This window comes from Micromonospora sp. NPDC005806, assembly GCF_042871425.1.
GTDB lineage: Bacteria > Actinomycetota > Actinomycetes > Mycobacteriales > Micromonosporaceae > Micromonospora.
In genome coordinates this window covers 178,351-199,182 of record NZ_JBIAIL010000006.1, presented here as the reverse complement: position 1 = coordinate 199,182, position 20,832 = coordinate 178,351, and the positions used below count along the sequence as shown (strand labels likewise).

At 71.0% G+C, this 20,832-nt stretch carries 19 protein-coding genes and 1 pseudogene; 12 read left to right on the top strand and 8 right to left on the bottom strand.

Annotated elements, in window-relative coordinates:
* Nucleotides 1-154: 154 nt before the first annotated feature.
* Together ACFYOS_RS09920 and ACFYOS_RS09915 are read left to right on the top strand one after the other, a co-directional pair.
* Nucleotides 155-511 (top strand): annotated as a pseudogene (locus tag ACFYOS_RS09920) (hypothetical protein); the annotation flags it as partial.
* On the top strand, nt 508-816 hold the full coding sequence (locus tag ACFYOS_RS09915) for a hypothetical protein (protein WP_387137821.1): 309 nt from the start codon (nt 508-510) through the stop codon (nt 814-816). The pseudogene ACFYOS_RS09920 and the gene ACFYOS_RS09915, both read left to right, overlap by 4 nt.
* 106 nt (nt 817-922) lie before the next feature.
* Here ACFYOS_RS09915 and ACFYOS_RS09910 read toward each other — a convergent pair whose 3' ends face one another.
* Nucleotides 923-1,609 (bottom strand): NADPH-dependent F420 reductase, encoded by a 687-nt coding sequence (locus ACFYOS_RS09910; protein ID WP_387137818.1) that lies wholly within the window; start codon nt 1,607-1,609, stop codon nt 923-925.
* Nucleotides 1,610-1,856: 247 nt separating this feature from the next.
* Between ACFYOS_RS09910 and ACFYOS_RS09905 the strand changes: the two genes are divergently transcribed.
* Nucleotides 1,857-2,660 (top strand): SGNH/GDSL hydrolase family protein, encoded by an 804-nt coding sequence (locus tag ACFYOS_RS09905; RefSeq protein ID WP_387137817.1) that lies wholly within the window; start codon nt 1,857-1,859, stop codon nt 2,658-2,660.
* A gap of 52 nt (nt 2,661-2,712) precedes the next feature.
* On the opposite strand, the gene ACFYOS_RS09900 is transcribed toward ACFYOS_RS09905, so the two are convergent.
* Both ACFYOS_RS09900 and ACFYOS_RS09895 read right to left on the bottom strand, forming a co-directional pair.
* Nucleotides 2,713-4,005, bottom strand: a complete 1,293-nt coding sequence (locus ACFYOS_RS09900) for an exo-beta-N-acetylmuramidase NamZ domain-containing protein (RefSeq protein WP_387137814.1) — start codon at nt 4,003-4,005, stop codon at nt 2,713-2,715.
* Between the two features lie 87 nt (nt 4,006-4,092).
* Nucleotides 4,093-4,584 carry a glutathione peroxidase gene (locus ACFYOS_RS09895; RefSeq protein WP_387137810.1) on the bottom strand — a complete coding sequence of 164 codons (492 nt, stop codon included), beginning with the start codon at nt 4,582-4,584 and terminating at the stop codon, nt 4,093-4,095.
* 142 nt (nt 4,585-4,726) lie between these two features.
* On the opposite strand from ACFYOS_RS09895, the gene ACFYOS_RS09890 reads away from it, so the two are divergent.
* The 4 genes from ACFYOS_RS09890 to ACFYOS_RS09875 all read left to right on the top strand — a co-directional run bounded on the left by ACFYOS_RS09890 (nt 4,727) and on the right by ACFYOS_RS09875 (nt 9,604).
* Nucleotides 4,727-6,355, top strand: coding sequence for a glycosyl hydrolase family 18 protein (locus ACFYOS_RS09890; protein WP_387137807.1), 1,629 nt, complete (start codon nt 4,727-4,729; stop codon nt 6,353-6,355).
* A 213-nt stretch (nt 6,356-6,568) separates the two neighbouring features.
* Nucleotides 6,569-7,063 (top strand): hypothetical protein, encoded by a 495-nt coding sequence (locus ACFYOS_RS09885; RefSeq protein WP_387137804.1) that lies wholly within the window; start codon nt 6,569-6,571, stop codon nt 7,061-7,063.
* A 113-nt stretch (nt 7,064-7,176) separates the two neighbouring features.
* On the top strand, nt 7,177-8,583 hold the full coding sequence (locus ACFYOS_RS09880; RefSeq protein WP_387137801.1) for a class II 3-deoxy-7-phosphoheptulonate synthase: 1,407 nt from the start codon (nt 7,177-7,179) through the stop codon (nt 8,581-8,583).
* Nucleotides 8,576-9,604 (top strand): threonine aldolase family protein, encoded by a 1,029-nt coding sequence (locus tag ACFYOS_RS09875; RefSeq protein WP_387137799.1) that lies wholly within the window; start codon nt 8,576-8,578, stop codon nt 9,602-9,604. Before ACFYOS_RS09880 ends, ACFYOS_RS09875 begins: the two co-directional genes overlap by 8 nt.
* A gap of 135 nt (nt 9,605-9,739) precedes the next feature.
* Here ACFYOS_RS09875 and ACFYOS_RS09870 read toward each other — a convergent pair whose 3' ends face one another.
* Nucleotides 9,740-10,621, bottom strand: a complete 882-nt coding sequence (locus ACFYOS_RS09870) for a deoxyribonuclease IV (protein ID WP_387137796.1) — start codon at nt 10,619-10,621, stop codon at nt 9,740-9,742.
* A 56-nt stretch (nt 10,622-10,677) separates the two neighbouring features.
* A complete protein-coding gene (gene pknB / locus ACFYOS_RS09865; RefSeq protein ID WP_387137794.1) occupies nt 10,678-12,666 on the bottom strand; it encodes a Stk1 family PASTA domain-containing Ser/Thr kinase in 1,989 nt (662 codons plus the stop codon).
* A 156-nt stretch (nt 12,667-12,822) separates the two neighbouring features.
* On the opposite strand from pknB, the gene ACFYOS_RS09860 reads away from it, so the two are divergent.
* The gene (locus ACFYOS_RS09860) at nt 12,823-13,212 is read left to right on the top strand and encodes an Rv2175c family DNA-binding protein (RefSeq protein WP_387137791.1); all 390 of its coding nucleotides are present in this window, start codon (nt 12,823-12,825) and stop codon (nt 13,210-13,212) included.
* Between the two features lie 96 nt (nt 13,213-13,308).
* Here ACFYOS_RS09860 and ACFYOS_RS09855 read toward each other — a convergent pair whose 3' ends face one another.
* The 3 genes from ACFYOS_RS09855 to ACFYOS_RS09845 all read right to left on the bottom strand — a co-directional run bounded on the left by ACFYOS_RS09855 (nt 13,309) and on the right by ACFYOS_RS09845 (nt 15,722).
* Complete coding sequence (locus ACFYOS_RS09855) at nt 13,309-14,391, bottom strand: polyprenyl synthetase family protein (RefSeq protein WP_387137788.1); 1,083 nt, start codon at nt 14,389-14,391, stop codon at nt 13,309-13,311.
* Nucleotides 14,388-15,221 carry a hypothetical protein gene (locus ACFYOS_RS09850; RefSeq protein WP_387137786.1) on the bottom strand — a complete coding sequence of 278 codons (834 nt, stop codon included), beginning with the start codon at nt 15,219-15,221 and terminating at the stop codon, nt 14,388-14,390. Before ACFYOS_RS09850 ends, ACFYOS_RS09855 begins: the two co-directional genes overlap by 4 nt.
* A gap of 303 nt (nt 15,222-15,524) precedes the next feature.
* Nucleotides 15,525-15,722 carry a hypothetical protein gene (locus ACFYOS_RS09845; protein ID WP_387137783.1) on the bottom strand — a complete coding sequence of 66 codons (198 nt, stop codon included), beginning with the start codon at nt 15,720-15,722 and terminating at the stop codon, nt 15,525-15,527.
* Between the two features lie 365 nt (nt 15,723-16,087).
* Here ACFYOS_RS09845 and ACFYOS_RS09840 point away from each other — a divergent pair, with 365 nt between their 5' ends.
* From ACFYOS_RS09840 to ACFYOS_RS09825, 4 genes are all read left to right on the top strand, one after another.
* Nucleotides 16,088-16,333, top strand: coding sequence for a hypothetical protein (locus tag ACFYOS_RS09840; RefSeq protein WP_387137939.1), 246 nt, complete (start codon nt 16,088-16,090; stop codon nt 16,331-16,333).
* 727 nt (nt 16,334-17,060) lie between these two features.
* Nucleotides 17,061-18,719, top strand: coding sequence for a hypothetical protein (locus tag ACFYOS_RS09835; protein ID WP_387137780.1), 1,659 nt, complete (start codon nt 17,061-17,063; stop codon nt 18,717-18,719).
* A gap of 446 nt (nt 18,720-19,165) precedes the next feature.
* Nucleotides 19,166-20,083 carry a methylenetetrahydrofolate reductase [NAD(P)H] gene (gene metF / locus ACFYOS_RS09830; RefSeq protein ID WP_387137777.1) on the top strand — a complete coding sequence of 306 codons (918 nt, stop codon included), beginning with the start codon at nt 19,166-19,168 and terminating at the stop codon, nt 20,081-20,083.
* 48 nt (nt 20,084-20,131) lie between these two features.
* Nucleotides 20,132-20,818 carry a CDP-alcohol phosphatidyltransferase family protein gene (locus tag ACFYOS_RS09825; protein ID WP_387137774.1) on the top strand — a complete coding sequence of 229 codons (687 nt, stop codon included), beginning with the start codon at nt 20,132-20,134 and terminating at the stop codon, nt 20,816-20,818.
* Nucleotides 20,819-20,832 lie beyond the last annotated feature (14 nt).

Sequence of the window (20,832 nt, the reverse complement as noted above, 5' to 3'; positions counted from 1 at the left end):
GGGTGCCCACGGCTCCGCCCAAGGCGTCGGCGGGAGGCGTGGTGACCAGACGGAGAGACGCAGCTGGTTGGACCGCAGATGCTGGCCGCGCCCGCCGGAACGCTGGCCAGCTTCAGCCATCAACCCCCGATGAGGGAGTTGACGGCAATCGACGGCGAGTCTCGTACGACGAGTACGTCCTGGCGGTCGCGATGACCCTTGCGCGGCGGCATCGGCCGGTCTGGTGCTGGCGGCGGTGGCGGCGGGTCTGCCGGTGCGGAGCCGAGTTGCCGTGTCGCGCCCGGCATCGGATTCCGATCAATCGTGGCCACTGGCCGGGGGAGGGGGAGCAGTGAACGACGGGCAGGAGCGGGCCATCCTCGCGGTTCACGTCCGTGGGCTCGATGGCATGTGCGCCGGCTGCCGCGCCTGGTGGTCGCGGCTGGCGCCGTACCCGTGCTGGCAGGTGGATTGGGCGACCAGCCGGCAGGCCCGGACGATCACCGCCCGGTTCCTGGAGGGTGTGCGGTGACCGCCCACGGCCCGGTGATGCCGATCTGGAGCTGCGGAGGCTGCGACCTGCCCTGGCCCTGCCCGACGCGGAAGCGGGAGCTGCGTGCCGAGTACGCCGATGCGCCGGTGTCGCTGGCCCTCTACCTCGGCTCCTACCTCGTCCAGGCCACCGCGGACATGCCCTGGACGCCCGCCGGCGTGTTGCACCGCCGCTTCCTCGGCTGGACCAGGGCGGCCGACCAGGCCATGCCAGCAGTACAGCAACGAAGTACAGCAACCGTGCCAGCCGAACCGAGCCGAAAAGCGCCTCAGCAGGCCGTTTGACCTCGCATCAAGCCCGGTCCGACCCGCTTGCCGAGAGTTCACACCGAAGAGGTCTGACCGCCGGGGAGGCGACCGCGCGGGCCACCTCCCCGGCGTACCGGAATCGTCAGCTGTCGGCGTAGCGGCGGGCGGCGGACAGGGCGGCGCGCAGCTTCTCCGCGTCCACCGGGGCCGGCCGCTCCCAGTCGGCCGGGTCGGCCGAGTAGAGCGCGGCGTACGCGGTGGTGTCGCGCTGGAACCGCCACCCCTCGGCGAGCGGACCGACGTCGACCGCGTCGTAGCCGAGCGAGTCGAGGAACGTGGTGACGATGCGCTTGGCGTCCGCGTCGTCGCCCGCGATCGGCAGGGCGGAGCGGTCCGCCGCGCCGGCCGGCCGGGCCAGGGCGAGCAGGTGCTTGAAGTAGATGTTGTTGAAGCCCTTGACCACCCGCGATTCCGGCAGGTGCCGCTGGACCAGTTCGCTGGTGGTGGTCGACTCGTCGTCGAGCTCCGGGAAGCGGCCGTCCCGCTCCGGGTAGTAGTTGTTGGTGTCGATGACCACCTTCGTGGCGAGCGGTCCGGCCGGCACGTCGCGGTAGGCGCGCAACGGGATGGTGACCACCACCAGGTCACCGGCCGCCGCCGCGTCGGCGACGGTGGCGGCGCGGGCCCGCGGGCCGAGTTCGTCGACCAGCTCCTTGAGCGTCTCCGGACCGCGTGAGTTGCTGAGTACCACGTCGTGGCCGGCGGCCACCGCCAGCCGGGCCAGTGTGCCGCCGATGTTGCCGCTGCCGATCAGTCCCACAGTCGTCATGTCCGGTGCCAACCGGCCGGTGGTCGCCGGTATTCCCGACCATGCAGGTCGGTTATTCGACTGGCCGTCGCCGATCGATCGGGGCGGACGGGCTGCCGCGGAGATCTTCACGGTGGCGTCACCGCATCGCAATGATATGTATCTATAAGGGTCTATCGGCGCCGGCCGCGAATCGTTGATCTTCCGTCGCCATCTGATCTATTGATATCTATCTCCCACCACCACTTCCCACCCCCAGGAGTGCGCCGTGCGGAGATCCCGTCTTGTCACCCTCGCCCTGATGCTGGCCTCGTCCCTCGGCGTCACGTGGACGCTGGCCACCCCCGCCCAGGCCGCCGCCACCGACCGGTACGTCGCGCTCGGCGACTCGTACGCCTCGGGCGTCGGCGCCGACAGCTACACCTCCGAGAGCGGGTCCTGTCTGCGCAGCACCAACGCGTACCCCGCGCTCTACAACACCAACATCCAACCGGCCTCGTACCGCTCGGTGGCCTGCTCCGGCGCGACCACCGCCAGCGTCATCAACAGCCAGCTCTCCGCGCTCTCCTCGACCACCACCCTGGTCAGCGTGACGGTCGGCGGCAACGACGTCGGCTTCTCCACCATCATGACCACCTGCGTGCTCCAGGGTGAGACGCAGTGCGTGGCCGCCGTGCAGGCCGCCGAGGACAAGGCCCGCACCGAGCTGCCGGGCAAGCTGGCCAACGTCTACAACGGCATCAAGAGCCGGTCGCCGTCGGCCCGGGTGGTGGTCGTCGGCTACCCGGTCTTCTACCAGCTCGGCACGATCTGCGTCGGGCTCAGCGCGACCTCCCGCGCGAAGATCAACGAAGGTATCAACCTGGTCGACGACATCACCCGGACGGCGGCCACCTCGGCCGGCTTCACGTTCGCCGACGTCCGGTCGATCTTCGTCGGGCACCAGCTCTGCAGCTACGGGGAAAAGTGGCTGCACGCGTTGAACTACCTCAACCTCACCATCTCGTACCACCCGACCGCCGCCGGGCAGTCCGGCGGCTACTACCCGGTCTTCCGCTCCGCCGCGGGCTGACCGGGGCAGGTCCCCGCTCCGTCCGCCTGGCGGGCGGAGCGGAGGGCCGCGGTCAGTAGAGCAGGTAGGGGCGCCGCCGCCGCTCGAAGGCCGCCAGCTCGTCGGCCCAGGCGCCGACCACGTCGTCCACCTCGGCTCCCGCGTCGATCATCGTGCGCAGCCGGGGCGATCCGGTCAGCTTGTCCACCCAGTACGGCCGGGCGGTGTCCCACGAGTCCACCCGCCAGGCGAACGCCGGGTACCGGCGTGCCTCCACCAGCATCGCCACCACGGTACGGATGGGGTCGTAGGCGGCCCGGTCGACGACCTTCACCTCGACACCGGCGCAGAGCTTGTTCAGCAGTGCCGGCTTCTGGCCCGCCGACGTCGGGGTGAAGTACGCCTCGCGGAACTCGACACCCGGCAGGTTCCGGGCGTTGAGCCGGTCCCCCCAGTGGTAGTCGAAATCGCCGGCGAGTCCGCCGATCAGCTCGAACGGCCGACAGGTGCCCCGCCCTTCGGTGATCGAGGCGACGCCCTCGAAGAGGCAGGTGCCGGGGTAGACCAGCGCGGTGTCGGGAGTGGGCATGTTGGGGCTGGGCATCACCCAGGGCAGGTCGGTGTCGGCGGCGAGCAGCTCACGCTTCCAGTTCCGGCACTGCACCACGTCCAGCTCGACCGACCGCCCGGCGTCGGCGGGCAGGAACTCCGCGTTGAAGAGCCGGGCCAGCTCGCCGACGGTCATGCCGTGCTGCTGGACGATCTCCTTCAGCCCCACCCCGGACGTGTAGGCGGGCGTCATCATCGGTCCGTACGCCCGTCCGCCGACCGGGTTGGGCCGGTCGAGGACGACGTACCGCTTGCCGACCCGGGCCGCCGCGACCATCGAGGTGTACATCGTCCAGATGTAGGTGTAGAAGCGGGCGCCGACGTCCTGGATGTCGAAGACGACCGTGTCCACGTCGGCCTGCGTGAACAGGCTCTCCCACTTGGCCTGGCTGGCGCCGTAGGCGTCGTAGACGGTGATGCCGGTGCGGGCGTCCGTCCCGGTGCCCTCGCTGCCGCCGGCCTGGGCGGAGCCGCGGAATCCGTGCTCGGGGCCGAACGCCGCGACGACCTGGACGCTGCCGGAGCCGTGCATCAGGTCGACGAGGTGGCGGTACGCCGAATCGACACCGGTGGGATTGGACACCACCCCCACCCGTTGACCGGCGAGTGCGGCGAATCCGGAATCGACCAGCACGTCCAGGCCGGTCGCCACGCGACGGATGCCGGGCACCGCATGCCCCGCCGTGCCCGGGGCCGCCGCGGCGACCGCGCCCGCCGCGACCGCACCGGCGCTGGTCAGGAACCTTCTGCGCTTCATAGAGACCTCCCAGTCCGAGCCATTGAAACTTAGCTACAGCTCGATGCGCGGTCAAGGAAGGTTCTCTACACATCCCGCCGGTTGGCGTCAGCCGAGCGGCAGCACCTTCTCGATCGCGGCGCGCAGCTCGGGGGAGTCCGGGGTCACCTGCGGGGCGAACCGGGCGGCGACCGTGCCGTCCGGTGCGACCAGGAACTTCTCGAAGTTCCACCGGATGTCGCCGGTGTGCCCCTCGGCGTCCGGGGTGGACACCAGCTCGGCGTAGAGCGGGTGCCGGTCGGGGCCGTTGACGTCGACCTTCTCGGTGAGCGGGAAGGTCACGCCGTAGTTGACCTGGCAGAACTCCTCGATTTCGGCGGACGTGCCCGGCTCCTGGCCGGCGAACTGGTTGCACGGCACGCCGAGCACGGTCAGGCCCCGGTCGGCGTACTCGTCGGCGAGGGACTGAAGGCCGGCGTACTGCGGGGTGAGCCCGCACTTCGAGGCCACGTTGACCACCAGCAGGGCGCGGCCCCGGTAACGCGCGAGGTCGGCCGGGCCGCCGCCGAGGGCGTCGATCGGTACGTCGAAAACGCTCATGGGCCGAGGCTACGCGCCCGTCGGCGCGAGCCGGCGCGGGCCCAATAGATCGATACATCTACATCTTGACTAAGTGATGACGACGTGAGTAGCGTCTCTGCATTCAATAAGGAAAGTTTCCTAACTGTTTGGGAGGCGCCCTATGAAGAGATCGCTCCGCCGGGCCCTGTGGGCCACCGGCGCCGTGGTCGCGCTGGTGGCCGCGGCGATGCCGCTGGCGACCGCCGCCGCGGCCGGCAGCGTGACCGCCACCTTCACCAAGGTGCAGGACTGGGGGACCGGCCACGAGGGGAAGGTGACCGTCACCAACGGCACCAGCGCCAGTGTGGACACCTGGCGCATCGAGTTCGACCTGCCGGCCGGCACCACCATCAGCACCTTCTGGGACGCCGACGTCACCAGCAGCGGCAACCACTACGTCGCGGTCAAGAAGAGCTGGGCGGGGCCGCTCGCCCCCGGAGCCAGCTTCAGCTGGGGCTACAACGGCACCGGGTCCTACCAGGCGCCGCTGAACTGCACCGTCAACGGCGGTTCCTGCTCGGGCGGGGGCACCCCGCCGCCGACGACGACGCCGCCCACCACCACTCCGCCGACCACGACCCCGCCCACCACGACGCCGCCGACGACCACCCCGCCCACCACGCCCCCGCCGAGCGGTGGCAAGAAGGTGGTCGGCTACTTCGCCGAGTGGGGCGTCTACGCCCGCAATTACCACGTGAAGAACATCCACACCAGCGGGTCCGCGGCCAAGCTCACCCGCATCCTGTACGCCTTCGGCAACACCAGCGGCGGCCGGTGCAGCCTCGGGGACAGCTACGCCGACTACGACAAGGCGTACCCCGCGGCGGACAGCGTGGACGGCGTCGCCGACACCTGGGACCAGCCGCTGCGCGGCAGCTTCAACCAGCTCCGCAAGCTGAAGAGGATGTACCCCAACCTCAAGGTGCTCTGGTCCTTCGGCGGCTGGACCTGGTCGGCCGGCTTCACCCAGGCCGCGCAGAACCCGGCCGCGTTCGCCGACTCCTGCTACGCCCTGGTCAAGGACCCCCGCTGGGCCGACGTCTTCGACGGCATCGACATCGACTGGGAGTACCCGAACGCCTGCGGTCTCCAGTGCGACGGCAGCGGCCCGAACGCCTTCAAGAACGTGATCAGCGCCCTGCGGAGCAAGTTCGGCGCCAGCTTCCTGGTCACCGCGGCGATCACCGCCGACGGCAGCAACGGCGGCAAGATCGACGCGACCGACTACGCCGGCGCCGCGCCGAACCTCAACTGGCTGATGCCGATGACGTACGACTACTTCGGCGCCTTCAACGCCCAGGGCCCCACCGCCCCGCACTCGCCGCTCTACTCGTACCCCGGGATTCCGCAGCAGGGCTTCTGGGCGGACGCGGCGATCCAGAAGCTCAAGTCCAAGGGGGTCCCCGCCGACAAGCTACTGCTCGGCATCGGCTTCTACGGCCGGGGCTGGACCGGGGTGACCCAGACCGCGCCCGGCGGCACCGCCACCGGCCCGGCGCCCGGCACGTACGAGCAGGGCATCGAGGACTACAAGGTGCTCAAGAACAGTTGCCCGGCCACCGGCACCGTCGGCGGCACGGCCTACGCCAAGTGCGGCGCGAACTGGTGGAGCTACGACACCCCGTCCACCATCGGCGGCAAGATGACGTACGCGAAGAACCAGGGTCTCGGTGGCGCGTTCTTCTGGGAGCTCTCCGGTGACACCAGCAACGGCGAGCTGATCGGCGCCATCAAGGGCGGTCTCGGCTGACCGAGCGCCGACGCACCACCCACCCGGCGGGGAGGGGCCGCACCAGCCCCTCCCCGCCCGCGTCCCACCCGCGACCGGCCTTCCGCCCGGGTGACCGCGTGCCGGCCTGGCCGCGCGGGGCGGTCGAGGCGAGGATGGGTGGGCACGCGACCGCGTCGATGTGGCACACTCGCCGTTCGGCACGTCTCGATGCCGCGCCGATGGGAGGGATCGATGGGCCAGACGCACCGGGGAGCGGTGACCGGTGTCGCCCTGCTCGCGCTCCTGCCGATCGCCCTGACCGGCTGCGGCTTCGGCGCCAAGGACGACGCCGGCGGCGCCGCCGCCACCGAGGCGCAGCGGGCGCCGGCGGAGGAGGCGGCCGCCAAGAGCCGGGAGCGGGTGCAGGCCTACCTCGACGCGATCGCCGGCAAGGACGTCGACGCGGGGCGCAGCCAGCTCTGCGCGCCCATGCAGGCCAGCTTCGACGCCGCCGCCACCGGCCCGAACGGCGACTTCGCCGACCACTTCACCGTGCCGCAGGCCACCATCACCGATGTCCGGTCCGGCCCGCACGGCGAGGAGGTCAGCACCTCTATCACCGTCGTCGTCGGCTCCCGCAAGGCCACCCGGTCGCTGCTGTTCACCGTCACCCGCGGTGGCGCCGACTGGTGCATCTCCGGCGAGGCGCCGGGCGGCAACACCCCGGAGCCGACCACCACCCCGTGACCCGGCACCCGGGTTGACCTGCGCTCCACGGAGGTGTGGCGCTGGTCTCCCAGTAGCCGGAACCGTCCCCCTCGGCGGCGGGCCGCCCCGGCGGTCGCCGTAGGCTTTCTGTCATGCGCCATGAGTGGCATCAGTTGAGTCACCCCGCGGTGGGCAGCCCGAGCCTGCAGACCAGTCGTCCGACCGTCGACTCCGCCGAGGACGCGGCCCTCGGTCTGGACCGCTGGCGGGACCTTCCCCGCGCGCAGACCCCGCCCTGGCCGGACCCGGTCACGGTCGCCGAGGTCTGCAAGGTGCTCGACACGGTGCCCTCGGTGGTCGCGCCGTACGAGGTCGACCAGCTCCGGCAGCGGCTCGCCCTGGTCTGCGAGGGCAAGGCGTTCCTGCTCCAGGGCGGCGACTGCGCGGAGACCTTCGCCGACAACACCGAGAGCCACCTGCTGGCCAACGCCCGCACCCTGCTCCAGATGGCGATCGTGCTGACCTACGGCGCGTCCCTGCCGGTGGTGAAGGTGGCCCGGGTGGCCGGCCAGTACACCAAGCCCCGGTCGCTGCCGACCGACGCCCGCGGCCTGCCGGCCTACCGCGGCGACATGATCAACTCGTTGGAGGCCACGCCGGAGGCGCGGGTCGCCGACCCGCAGCGCATGATCCGGGCGTACGCCAACTCGGCCGCCGCGATGAACATGCTCCGGGCCTACCTGGCCGGCGGTCTGGCCGACCTGCACGCGGTGCACGACTGGAACAAGGACTTCGTCAGGCAGTCGCCGGCCGGCGAGCGCTACGAGGCGATCGCCCGGGAGATCGACCGGGCCATCGCCTTCATCCGAGCCTGCGGGATGACCGACGACGAGGCGCTGCGCACGGTCACCCTGTACTGCTCCCACGAGGCCCTCGCCCTGGAGTACGACCGGGCGCTCACCCGGATCTCCGACCACCGGGCGTACGGCCTCTCCGGGCACTTCCTCTGGATCGGGGAGCGGACCCGGCAGATCGACGGCGCGCACCTCGACTTCATCTCCCGGATCGCCAACCCGATCGGCGTGAAGCTCGGCCCGACCACCACCCCGGACGAGGCCATCGAGCTGTGCGAGAAGCTCAACCCGGACAACATCCCCGGCCGGCTCACCCTGATCAGCCGGATGGGCAACCACCGGGTCCGGGACGCCCTGCCCCCGATCGTCGCCAAGGTCACCGCGGCCGGCGCCAAGGTGGTCTGGCAGTGCGACCCGATGCACGGCAACACCCACGAGTCCTCAAACGGCTACAAGACCCGGCATTTCGACCGGATCGTCGACGAGGTGCTCGGCTACTTCGAGGTGCACCGCGGCCTGGAGACCCACCCGGGCGGCCTGCACGTCGAGCTGACCGGCGAGGACGTCACCGAGTGCCTCGGCGGCGCCCAGGGCATCGAGGACCTCGACCTGCCCGACCGATACGAAACCGCCTGCGACCCGCGACTGAACACTCAGCAGTCGCTGGAGCTGGCCTTCCTGGTGGCGGAGATGCTGCGTGGCTGAGTTTGTTGATCTTCGTTCGGACACCGTGACCCGGCCGACCGCCGGGATGCGGGAGGCCATGGCCGCCGCCGAGGTCGGCGACGACGTGTACGGCGAGGACCCCACCGTCGCCGCGCTGGAGGCCGAGGTCGCCGCGCTCTTCGGGCACGAGGCGGCGCTGTTCGCCCCGAGCGGCTCGATGGCCAACCAGATCGCCCTCCAGCTGCTGGTGTCGCCCGGGGACGAGCTGCTCTGCGACGCCGACGCGCACGTCGTCACGTACGAGATCGGCGCGGCGGCCGCGTACGGCGGAATCTCGTCGCGGACCTGGCCGGCGGTCGGCGCGGAGCTCGACCCGGACGTGGTGGCCGGGATGATCCGGCCCGACGGCTACTTCGCGGTGCCCACCCGGGCGATCGCCGTCGAGCAGACCCACAACCGGGGCGGCGGCGGGGTGATCCCCCTCGCCACCCTGCGTGAGCTGCGCCGGATCGCCGACGACCACGACCTGGCGCTGCACTGCGACGGCGCCCGGATCTGGCACGCGCACATCGCCGACGGCGTGCCGCTGGCCGAGTACGGCGCGCTCTTCGACACCCTGTCGGTCTGCCTCTCCAAGGGGCTCGGCGCGCCGGTCGGCTCGCTCGTCCTCGGCAGCGCGGAGAAGATCGCCCGGGCCCGGTTCGTCCGCAAGCGGATGGGCGGCGGCATGCGGCAGGTCGGCATCCTCGCGGCCGCCGGCCGGTACGCCCTCGCCCACCACGTCGAGCGGCTCGCCGAGGACCACGCCAAGGCGGCCCGGCTGGCCGAGGCGGTCGCCCCGTTCGGGGTGCTCGCGTCGCCGGTGCGGACCAACATCGTCCCGCTCGACCTCACCAAGCACCCGCTCGACGCCAAGGCCCTCGCGGCCGCCGCCCGGGCGGAGGGCGTGCTGATCTCGGTGCTCGGCCCGCGCACCGCCCGCCTGGTCACCCACCTGGACGTCACCGACGCCGCCGTCGACCGCGCCGCCCAGGCCCTCACCCGTATCCTCCGCGCCTGACCCGCCCGGCCCGCGGCCATGACCGGCCTGTTTCACGGAAAGAGTGGCTATTCCGCGCGGAATAGCCACTCTTTCCGTGAAAGAGCGTGATCCGCCGGCGGAATGGGCGGGGAGTGGGAAGGAGGGCGCGAGGGCTCAGGAGTGGAGACGCTTGAGGGCAGCGATGTCGGCAGCGTGGCCGACGTGCTTCTCCGAGGGGGTTTCCACCAGGACCGGGACGCCCGCCGTGGCGGGGTGGCACATCAGCTCGGCGAACGCGGACTCACCGATGGTGCCCTTGCCGATGTTCTCGTGCCGGTCCCGGGTCGAGCCACACAGGTCCTTCGAGTCGTTCGCGTGCACCAGCTTTAACCGGTCCGCCCCGACCGTCGCGACCAGGATGTCCAGCGTCGCCGTCATCCCGCCCTCGGCGGCCAGATCGTGCCCGGCGGCCCAGGCGTGGCAGGTGTCGAAGCAGACGCCCATCATCGGGTGCCGCTCGACCGCGTCCAGGTAGGGGCCCAGGTGCTCCACCCGCGAGGCGAGCGAGCGGCCGCCCCCGGCGCTCGGCTCGACCAGCAGCATCGGCCCGCCGACGGCCGCCATCTCGTCCAGCAGCGGCAGCAGGGCCTCGCGTACCTGCCGCATCGCCGTCTCGGCGTGACCCGCATCCACCGCGCTGCCCGCGTGGAAGACCACCCCTTCGGCGCCGATCGCCCGGCCCCGGCGCAGCGCGTGCGCCAGGGTCTGCGCCGACCGCTCGACCGTGGCCGGGGTGGGTGAGCCGAGGTTGACCAGCAGCGAGGCGTGGATGAAGACCGGCAGTTCCCGCTCACCGCAGCCGTCCCGGAACAGGACGTCCTGCGCCGGATCGCCCGCCGGCAGGGCCCAGCCCCGCGAGTTGGAGACGTAGACCTGCACCACCTCGGAGGCGGTCGCGTCGACGTACGGCAGCGCCGCCTTCGCCAGGCCGCCCGAGGTGGGGGTGTGCGAGCCGACCCGCCGCCGCCCGCTCACCGGCTCGCTCCTCGCGCTCACAGGGCCATCTTTCGTTCGCGACTGCGGGGCTCGCAAACCCGGCTCACTCCTCGCGCTCACAGGCACGTCACGGTGACGGTGGTGCCCGGCGGGACCGGCGTGTTCTCGCCCGGGTTCTGGAAGCGGGCCACCCCGTTGGGGTTGAGCTGGATGTTGGCCGGGAAGCCCTGGCTCTCCAGCACCTGCTTGGCCTGCTGGCAGGGCAGGTCGACCACCCGGGGGACCACCACCTGCGCCGGCCCCTTGCTGATGTCCAGCTTGACCTCGGCGCCCTTCTCCACGCCGCTACCGTCGGCCGGGCTCTGGCCGAGGACCTCGTCCCTCGGCTTGTCCGAGTCCTTGTACGTCTCCACCGGCTTCAGCCCGAGCTGGGCGAGGATGCCCCGGGCCTCGTTGATGTTCTTGCCCACCAGGTTCGGCACGGTGACCGGGGCGCGGCCCTTGCTCAGGATGACCGTCACCTTCGTGCCCGGCTTGACCACCGTGCCCACCTTGGGGCTGGTGGCCAGCACGACGCCGGCCGGCAGCTCGTCGTCGTACCGGGAGGAGCCCTTGGCCACCACCAGCTTGGCGGCGGTCAGCTCGGCCTGGGCCAGCTCGTAGTCCTTGCCCACCACGTCCGGCACCGGCAGCTGCTCCGGACCGAGCGACAGGGTCAGGGTGATCGTGCCGCCCTTGAGGATCCGGGCCGCGGAGGCCGGGTTCTGCCCCAGCACGCTGTCCTTCGGCGTCTTCTCGTCGTAGCGGGGCTCGGCGTAGCGCAGGGTGAAGCCGCCGCGGGTGGCCTGCGCCTGCGCCTCGGCCTTGGTCAGGCTGACCAGCTGCGGGGCGACCGTGTACCGCCCCACCCCGAACCACCAGCCGCCGACCGCGGCCACCAGGCCGAGCACCACGGCCGCCGCGGCGACCGCCAGCCGGCCGCGGGGGGAGCCCATCACCCGGGTACGCAGCTCGGCCAGCCGGGCAGCGAGGCCGTCGTCCTCGTCGGCCGCCCGGCGCCGGTGCGGGCGCTGTGCGCCGCCGCCCTCGGGCAGCCGGGCCCAGGCGGGGCGCTGGGCCGGCTGGACCGCCGCCACCACCATGGTCGGCTGGGCCATCGGTGCGGTCTCGTCGGCCAGCCGGCGCAGCACCGCGGTGTGCGAGTTCGTGTTGCCCAGATCGTCCCGGGCCACCTGCACCTCGGCCAGCAGCGCGCCGGCGTCGGTGGGCCGGCCGCCCGGATCCCGCCGGGTGGCCCGGCCGACCAGGTCGTCGAGGACCTTGGGCAGGCCCGGGACCAGGGTCGACGGGGCAGGCACGTCCCGGTCGACGTGCTGCCAGGCGACCTCCACCGGGCGGTCGCCGTCGTACGGCACTCGGCCGGTGAGCATCTCGAACAGCACGATGCCGGCCGAGTAGACGTCGGTGCGCGGGTCGGCGCGGCCCTCGGTGACCAGTTCCGGGGCGACGTACGCCACGGTGGCCATCAGCTGGTTGCCGTTCTCCTCCTCGGCGCTCGCCTCGACCGCGCGGGCCAGCCCGAAGTCGGCCACCTTGACCACGCTGTCCACCAGGTTGGCGGTGCCGCCGGTGGGTGCCTCGGCGACCAGCACGTTCTCCGGCTTGACGTCGCGGTGCACCAGGCCGGCCCGGTGGGCGGCGGCGATCGCGGCGAGCATCTGCTCGGCGATGGCGAGGGCCTCGTCCGGGTTGAGCCGGCGCCGCTCGGTGAGCACGTCACGCAGGGTGCGGCCCCGGACGTACTCCATCACCAGGTAGGGGAGGCCGGCGTGGGTGCCCTGGTCGTAGACCGCCACCACGTTGGGGTGGGTCAGCCGGGCGATGGTCTTCGCCTCGTCGGTGAACCGCGCCACGAAGCCGGCCATGCGGGCCCGGGCCTCGGGCGCCTGGGTCGGATGAATGATCTTGACCGCCACGGTGCGCTCCAGGCGCTCATCGGTGGCGGTGTACACGGTCGCCATGCCGCCACGGGCCACGCGACCGCGAATGCGGTAGCGCCCGTCGATCAGCGAGCCCAGCAACGTGTCGGCGACCTGTGTGTCCATCGGCAGGGAGTCTATGTGTCCGTCGGGTGAAGGTTGAACAGGATGCTACAGCCGGGCTCCGAACCGGCGGGGTCGCCGCGCAACGCCCGCCCCCGGTCGCCCGTCGGACGGGGGTGCCGCTGCCGGGGCGTGCCGGGCGCGTGGCAGGGTGGTCGGGTGACCGATTCCGTACCCGCCAACGCGGCCGCCACCGGCGCCGACCTGCCCGGACCCACCGACCCGGCCGGCTGGCTGACCCTGCCGGACGTGGCCGAGCGCCTCGACGTGTCGATCAGCAAGGTGCACCAGATGATCCGGGACCGGGAGCTGATCGCGGTCCGCCGCGACGGCGTGCGCCGGGTGCCGGCCGACCTGGTGGCCAACCGCACCGTGGCCAAGCACCTACCCGGCGTGCTCAACCTGCTCGCCGACGCCGGGTACGACGACGAGGAGGCGCTGCGCTGGCTCTACGAGGAGGACCCCACCCTCTCCGGCACGCCGGCCGCCGCCCTCGCCGGCGACCAGGCCCGCGAGGTCAAACGCCGCGCCCAGGCCCTCGGCTTCTGACCCGCCGCCCCCGCGTCTCCAGTCGATCATGAGGTTGGCGGCGAAGTCGATCTCCGACAGTGCCGTCAACCTCATGATCGACTCAGCGGGGCGGGATCAGTCGGTGCGGCGGGTGGCGGCGATGGCGAGGTCGACCAGGGCCTGGCGGGCCTCGGTGTCCAGGTCGACGGTGGCGAGCGCGGCCAGCGCGCTCTCGGTCAGCGCGGCGATCCGCCGCTCGGTACGCTCCAGCGCCCCGCTCGCGGTGATCAGCTCGCGCAGCCGGCCCACCCGCTCGGCATCCAGCCCGGGGTCGCCGAGCCCGCCGAGCAGCAGCTCCCGCCCGGCCTCGTCGACCGCCTCCAGGGCCGCCGCCACCAGGTAGGTCCGCTTGCCCTCGCGCAGGTCGTCGCCGGCCGGCTTGCCGGTGCGCTCCGGGTCGCCGAAGACGCCCAGCACGTCGTCGCGGAGCTGGAAGGCCTCACCCAGCGGCAGCCCGTACGCCGAGTACGCCGCGTGCACCTCGGCCGGGGCGTCGGCCAGCGCGGCGCCCAGCAGCAGCGGCCGCTCGACGGTGTACTTCGCCGACTTGTAGCGGGCCACCTTGCCGGCCCGCTCCCGCGAGGTGTCCCCGGTGACCTGGGTCAGCACGTCGAGGTACTGCCCGACGGTCACCTCGGTGCGCATCTCGTCGAAGACCGGTCGGGCCCGGGCCACCGTACGCGGGTCGAGGCCGGCCGAGTGCAGCAGCTCGTCCGACCAGACCAGGCAGAGGTCGCCCAGGAGGATCGCCGCGGCATCGCCGAAGCCGTCCGGGTCGCCGCCCCAGCCGGCCGCCCGGTGCCGGGCCGCGAACCGCCGGTGCACCGCCGGCTCGCCGCGCCGGGTGTCCGAGCGGTCCATCAGGTCGTCGTGGATCAAGGCGCTGGCCTGCACGAACTCCAGCGCGGCGAGGGCGCTCACCACTTGGTCGGAGTCCACCCCGCCGGCACCCCGGTAGCCCCAGTACGCGAAGGCCGGGCGCAGCCGCTTCCCGCCCCCGAGCACGAACGCCTCGATCGCCTCGGCGACCGGCACCAGGCCGTCGTCGACGGCGGTCAGCCAGCCGCGCTGGCCGGCGAGGAACTCGGTGAGCGCCTTGTCGATCCGCTGGCGCAGGCCGGCGCGGTCGACGGGGGATACGGGAGCAGCGTGGGTCACGCCAAGACGCTAGCCGGTCCCCGCCGGTCACGTCGTGTCGCCCGGTCGGCGTGGCGTGCCGGGCACCGACCGCGGCCGCCGCGCCCGGGCCGCCCCGGGCCCGCTCCCCGCCCGCAGCGGCAGGTACGGGCGGGCCGCGACCAGCAGGTCGGCGTACGGCGGCGCGGCGGGGGCGGCCCCGCCCGCGCGACCGGCGCGAGCAGAGACACGGCGGGCCCGGGCCGGCCCAGTGCGACCAGGGTGCGACCGGTCATCGCCGCCAGCTCGGCCTCGTCGAGCCAGTACAGCCAGGGCGGTTCCCGGTCCGGCTCGGGCCCGCCGGTGCCGTCGGCGGCGTCGAGGGCCTGCCGCGCGGCGCGGGACCGCCCGGCGAGCGCGGCGGCGAACGCCACCCGGTGCAGCAGCAGGGCCCGCAGCCCGGGGGACGCCGCGTCGCGGCTGCCCGCGTAGCCGGACCGGGCAAGCGCCAGCGCCCCCAGCGGGTCCCCGACGCCGGCCAGCAGGTGGCTCGCCGAACCGAGCACGTGCCCGGCCGGGTCGCCGGCGGCCACCGCCGCGCGCAGCGCCAGCCGGTAGGCGTCCAGGCCGCCGGTCACCTCCCCGGCGTCGGCGGCGAGCCAGCCGGCGAGCTGCGCCGACTCGGCCAGCCCCGGCAGCCGCCGACGGCGGCCGGCCGGACCGGCGGCGCGGTATCCCCGGGCCGCCGGTCCGGCCGGCGGGCTCCGGGCCCGGCCAGGTCGGCCCCGCCCAGCAGGTCGTCCCAGCGCCGCAGCTCGGCCAGGTCGCCCGGGTCCGACCCGCCGGCCGCCGGTGCGCCCGACCTCGGCCACCGGGCCCCGGGTCCGTCCGCCGCCAACCCGGCTGGGCACGTCCCGTCGCCCGGCCCGGCCCGGCTAGGAAGCGGAAGCGCCGGCCCTTGGCTGTCACTCGGGCGTTGGTGCTGGAAATGCTGGCGGAACCTGGGGTGACCCGTGAGAGTGTCGCTGCCGCCCGGGCCGTCAGCGCCGACGCCTCCGGGTTGTACTCAACACGGTTTCCTGAGCCCCAATCCGACAAAAGGCGCTAGAGGTCTACTTATTGGCTATGGCGTAGCCACCGATGACGGAACAGTCCCGGGCGACACCCGGGGTTCATCAGTCTGTCGCCAACTCTGGCCGGTGAGTCGCTATCCACGCCTCAACGTCGGCTCTGACCCAGACTTTGCCCATGATCAGTGTGGTGTACGGATCGGGGAAGCCCTTGGAGTTGGTGATCACGTTGACGCGCTGCCGGGAAACACCGCCGAGCATCAGTCGGATCTCAGCCGCGCCGACAAGCTCCACCCGATCCATGACTTGAAGGTAATGAGGCAGCTATCGACGTCCCGATACAACGGCTGATGCGGTTGACGTGTGCCAACGTCAGGGGGACGATCGGGGGATGAGACGCAGAGTTCCGAAGCCTGTACCGCTCGCACCCACCCACCGGCCCGTGTGGCGGCGCTGGCTGCGCCGTGACTGCTCGTGTGGCCTCCGGTGGCGGACGTGCCCGGACAAGCGCCTTCCGGTGCCTGTGGAGCCGATCCCCGAGCAACCGAAGCGGTCCGACTGGGCGCACTGGAACCAGCCGACACAGGTCCTCTGGGTCGGGAACTTCTTGACGCGCGGGCAGGCGCACCGCGGGAACGGTGGGCGGCGTGCGTAGAGAGCACTTGCCAATGCGGCCCCTGTGGCTCTGCCGGGTGTGCGCCGCCGCGTGGCCGTGCCCTACAGCCCGGATGCTGCTACGCGTGGAGTACCGGCAGGATCGGGTGGCCCTGTCCGTCTACCTGGCCGGCTGCCTCTTCGATGCCACCGCGGACTTGATCAAGCTGAATCCCAACCCGGGACTAACCCCAGGGGAGCTGTTCGACAGGTTCCTAGCCTGGACGGCCAAGGGGTCTCAGACGGGCTCGACCCCCTGACCCACCCCAGCAGCTACCGAAGGGCGGTAACCAACGCGGCCAACGCCAGCAAGATCGGAGGAACGACCTTCATCAGCTCCACAAGCCGCTTGTGGCGCCGCTCCGCCGCGCTTTCGCCCACGTCAGGCCTGACGTGCGCCCGGCTCTCGTCTGCCTCAGCGTTGACGCATTCCAGGGGTGTGGGTACATTCATCCTGCCTCCACTTTTGTACGTCTATGCGGACTGAACAGAGGCGGAGACACCAGCAACGCTCGGGTGGCACCCCGGGCGTTGCTTTGCTTTGGTGACTCCGGCCGGGATCAATCATCGGCAATCGCGGAAGCTGTTGGCAAGTCGTTCGGCGCTTTTGGGTGCGCCACTCATCTAGCCGACGCAACCGGCAACTGGGCGACACGGTAGCCCGATTTGAATTGATGTCGAGCCCTAACTAGTCGTCGCCACTGCTTACTAACCGCGCCTGTGTACACGCATGCGCGCGTGTACGCGCGCGCGTTTAGTTAAGGCAACTCGCATACATGATCTGCATATTCAGGCAAGTCCGACATCCGATGGTTCAATCGGAAAGGCCCCGACGATCTTAGGGCCCGAATTCCGACGGGCCTGCGCATGGCCCCGAGGGCGACGCCACAACGGGCCCAGCACGAGCCCAATCGGCGGTCGTGTCGGTGGTGAGGGGTAGTGTGTTCGGTCGGCATTTCGAACGCTCGTACGCTGGGAGCAACCATCATGATCCAGTGGCACCGTGTGGTGGTCGACCCAAGAAAGTTTGAGCGCGCCGTCCAGGCGCTGCTACGGAGTCTCTATCCCGGTGCCGAGGCTATGGACGGGGCCGGCGGCGACGGGGGCAGGGACAGCACCCTTCGATCCTCGGATGGGCTCACAATCTTTGAAATCAAGTCCTTCAACCAGCGGCTTAACAGGCAGCAACAGCGGAACATAGAGAAGTCCCTTCAAACGGCAGCGTTGCACAAGCCCGACCGATGGGTGCTGATTCTACCTCTTAATCACTCTCCGGCTGAGGACAAATGGTGGAATAGCCTTAAAGGCGAATTCCCCAAGATCTCCTTGGAGTGGTGGGGTATCGACTGGCTAGACTTCCAGTTTGCAGGTAGGGAAGATCTGAGGCGGTATGTCGAGGGTGAAGAATATCGACTCTTGGAGTTGGCGCACCAGTTCAGGCAGGAACGTGACGTATTGGCGCGCGGGCTGCCGGATCTGAGAGAGCGCGTCATAGGCCTAGCCCAGCGCGCGGCAGACTTGTCTCCTCACTGGACAACCGACTTTGCCACGGGTCCGGACGGAATTGAGTTCCGTTTCCGTGAGCGCTACCCTGGGGCAGCCCAACGCGACCCGATTAGCTTCAAACCCGTCTTTGAATTCCCTCCCGATGACCCCGACGCTGAGGAAATCGCACGCCGTCTTCGACAGGTAATGGATTACGGCGGCGACGTGACAGTTCCGGGTCAATTCGTCCGAGGGTTCAATATCGACGCGTCTGATGAGACGCGGCGAGCGTTCGGATGGGATCGACCCTCGGGCACCTCGAAACTTGAGATCAGGTCGATAGAGGACAACCGCGGCTTGCCGCTGCCTTGCGTCTTGGACGTTCAGAAGCCTGACGGGCGGGTTATTGCCTCCATCACGTTGCAACTCAATCGGCGTGTCAGTGGGGCGCGCGGGATTACCCTCACGGGTTCCGACCCCTCGGGTCTGCTTACCGCGAAATTCATACTCGATAGCGACAGCCGCACTACGGCCGGATCCATGAGCTTCAAGGTGTCGTCACCGATCGGCCTGTTTCCTTACGCGGCACGTCCGGCGGCAGACTTCATCGCAGCAATAAAGCCCGGCAATAGCCTAACCCTCCGCATGGGCGTGCCCTTTGCCGAATGTGATGTGACAGAGCCGATTTTCGAGGATGAAGGAATGCTTGTCCGTCTGGTCGTCGCGTTTGACGAGCTGCAGAAGCACTTCGGACGGCCATTCCCTATCCCGGAAGGGCTGAAGCCAAGCGACTTGGAGGAACTTGAGGCCCTAGTCGAGTTCGTGAAGACCGGGAAGGCGCGATGGCCCTACCACACCTTGACGATGCACGTCCGCGCCGACAGACTAGAGCAGTTCGTGTCTGACCATCGATTCCGCCAAGAGCGCGGCAACCTTTTGGCTCATTTCGAGTCCTTCTCATTGGAGTACGGTGATAACCGATTCGATTTCGGTGCTGTCCAATTTCTCGCGCCCCGGGTAACCCTTGTCAACTTCGAAGAGGTAAAGGCTGCTGTCGGAACGGGCGTAGACCCCGAAGGTCGATGGAAGTGCATCGATGGTGAGCACATCTATATGAGCAGGTTCAACAACATGATCGAGGGTGAAATCACCGGAGAGTGACGGCAGCAAACCTTGAAAACAGAAAACTCCCCCGGAGGCTCACGAGCCCCCGGGGGAGTTGTTCAGCTAGCGGCAGCCTGAATCCAAAGTAACTTCTGGGGAACGGCGTACCCGCCGTCACCCGGATTGCCCTCGGCCACCCTGGCGCGACGACGACATCGACGCCGTGCTGGAGGCCTACCGCGATCCCGTGCTGCGCCGCCAGCGCCCGGATCATCGGTCCTCTGCAGGGCGTCGGCGTGGGTGGCGACGCGAACGTGCCGGCCGTGCCGGACCGGCGCGCCGCCGATCGTGCTGACCCCCGCGCGGCCCCCCGGGTGCCGGCCACCGGCCGGCCCCACCACGCTGCCCCGTTTCTACCCCCGGGGTACGACGCTCCGCCGTGCCGTGCTCGCGGGCTGGGAAGATCCTGGGTACGACGGGACGTGGCGGTTAGAGTCGGGTGCGTGGCGCTCGGTCTTCCCTCGGTCCTCCCCAATCCCCAGCCGGCGATCGGCGAGCTGATACGTGCCGGGCAGCCCACCTTCTCCTTCGAGTTCTTCCCGCCGAAGACACCGCAGGGGGAGCGCCTGCTCTGGCAGGCCATCCGCGAGCTGGAGTCGCTGCGCCCCTCGTTCGTCTCGATCACCTACGGCGCGGGCGGCTCGACCCGGGACACCACGGTCTCGGTGACCGAGCGGATCGCCACCGAGACCACCCTGCTGCCGATGGCGCACCTGACCGCCGTCGACCACTCGGTCGCCGAGCTGCGACACGTCATCGGCCGGCTGGCCTCGGTCGGCGTCCGGAACGTGCTGGCCGTGCGCGGCGATCCGCCGGGCAACCCGGGCGGCGAGTGGGTCCGGCACCCGGAGGGCGTGCGCTACGCCGAGGAGCTGGTCCGGCTGATCCGCGACGCCGGCGACTTCAGCGTCGGGGTGGCCGCCTTCCCGTACAAGCACCCGCGCTCGCCCGACGTGGCCAGCGACACGGCACATTTCGTCCGCAAGTGCCGGGCGGGGGCCGACTTCGCCATCACCCAGATGTTCTTCGAGGCCGACGACTACCTGCGGCTGCGCGACCGGGTGGTGGCCGCCGGCTGCGACACCCCGATCCTGGCCGGGGTGATGCCGGTGACCCAGCTGGGCACCATCGAGCGGTCCGTGCAGCTCTCCGGCGCGCCGTTCCCGCCCGCGCTGGCGGAGCGGTTCGCGCGGGTCGCCGACGACCCGGAGGCGGTCCGCCGGCTCGGCATCGAGCAGGCCAGCGAGATGTGCGCGAAGCTGCTGGACGAGGGCGTGCCCGGCATCCACTTCATCACCCTCAACCGGTCCACCGCCACCCGCGAGGTCTGGCAGCACCTCCGGGCCGGCGCCCGGGTGTGACCCACTGGGCCCGCGACACCCGCCCGCCCTTCTAGGGTTGATCCCGAGGTGGGCACACAGCTGAACTGGGACCAGTACGCGACCGCGTGGGCGCGGCTGCACGGCGGGTTCGATCCCCGGGTGGCCGCCCCGGTGGTCCGCGCCTGGCTGCGCTTCGCCTACCACGTCGGCTACGTCCTGGGCCGGCTGCGGGTCGGCCCGACCCCGGTGACCGTGGTCGGGGTGCTGCTCTGCTTCTGCGTACCGCTACTGGTCGGACGGCCGGGCGACGGGCCGTTCCTCGGCGCGCTGTTCGTGCTGCTCGCCGCGGTGGCGGACAGCGTCGACGGCGCGGTGGCGGTGGCCACCAACCGCACCACCCGGCTCGGCTACGTCTACGACTCGGTCGCCGACCGGCTCGGCGAGGCCGCCTGGCTGACCGCGTTCTGGCTGATCGGCGCGCCGGGCGCGCTGGTCGCCGCGGCCGGCGGCCTGTCCTGGCTGCACGAGTACGTCCGGGCCCGGGCGGTCTCCGCCGGGATGCGGGAGATCGGCGCGGTGACCGTGGGGGAGCGCCCCACCCGGGTCTGCGTGGCCCTGGTCGGACTGGTGGTCGCCGGGCTCACCGGGCTGATCGACGCCGACCTGACCGCCGGCACCATCACCATGGCCACCACGGTCTGGGTACTGCTGGCCGGCTTCGGCCTCGGGCAACTTCTCACCGCCGTCCGCCGCGCCCTGATCGACTCCGGCTGAGGTCCCCGAAGCGG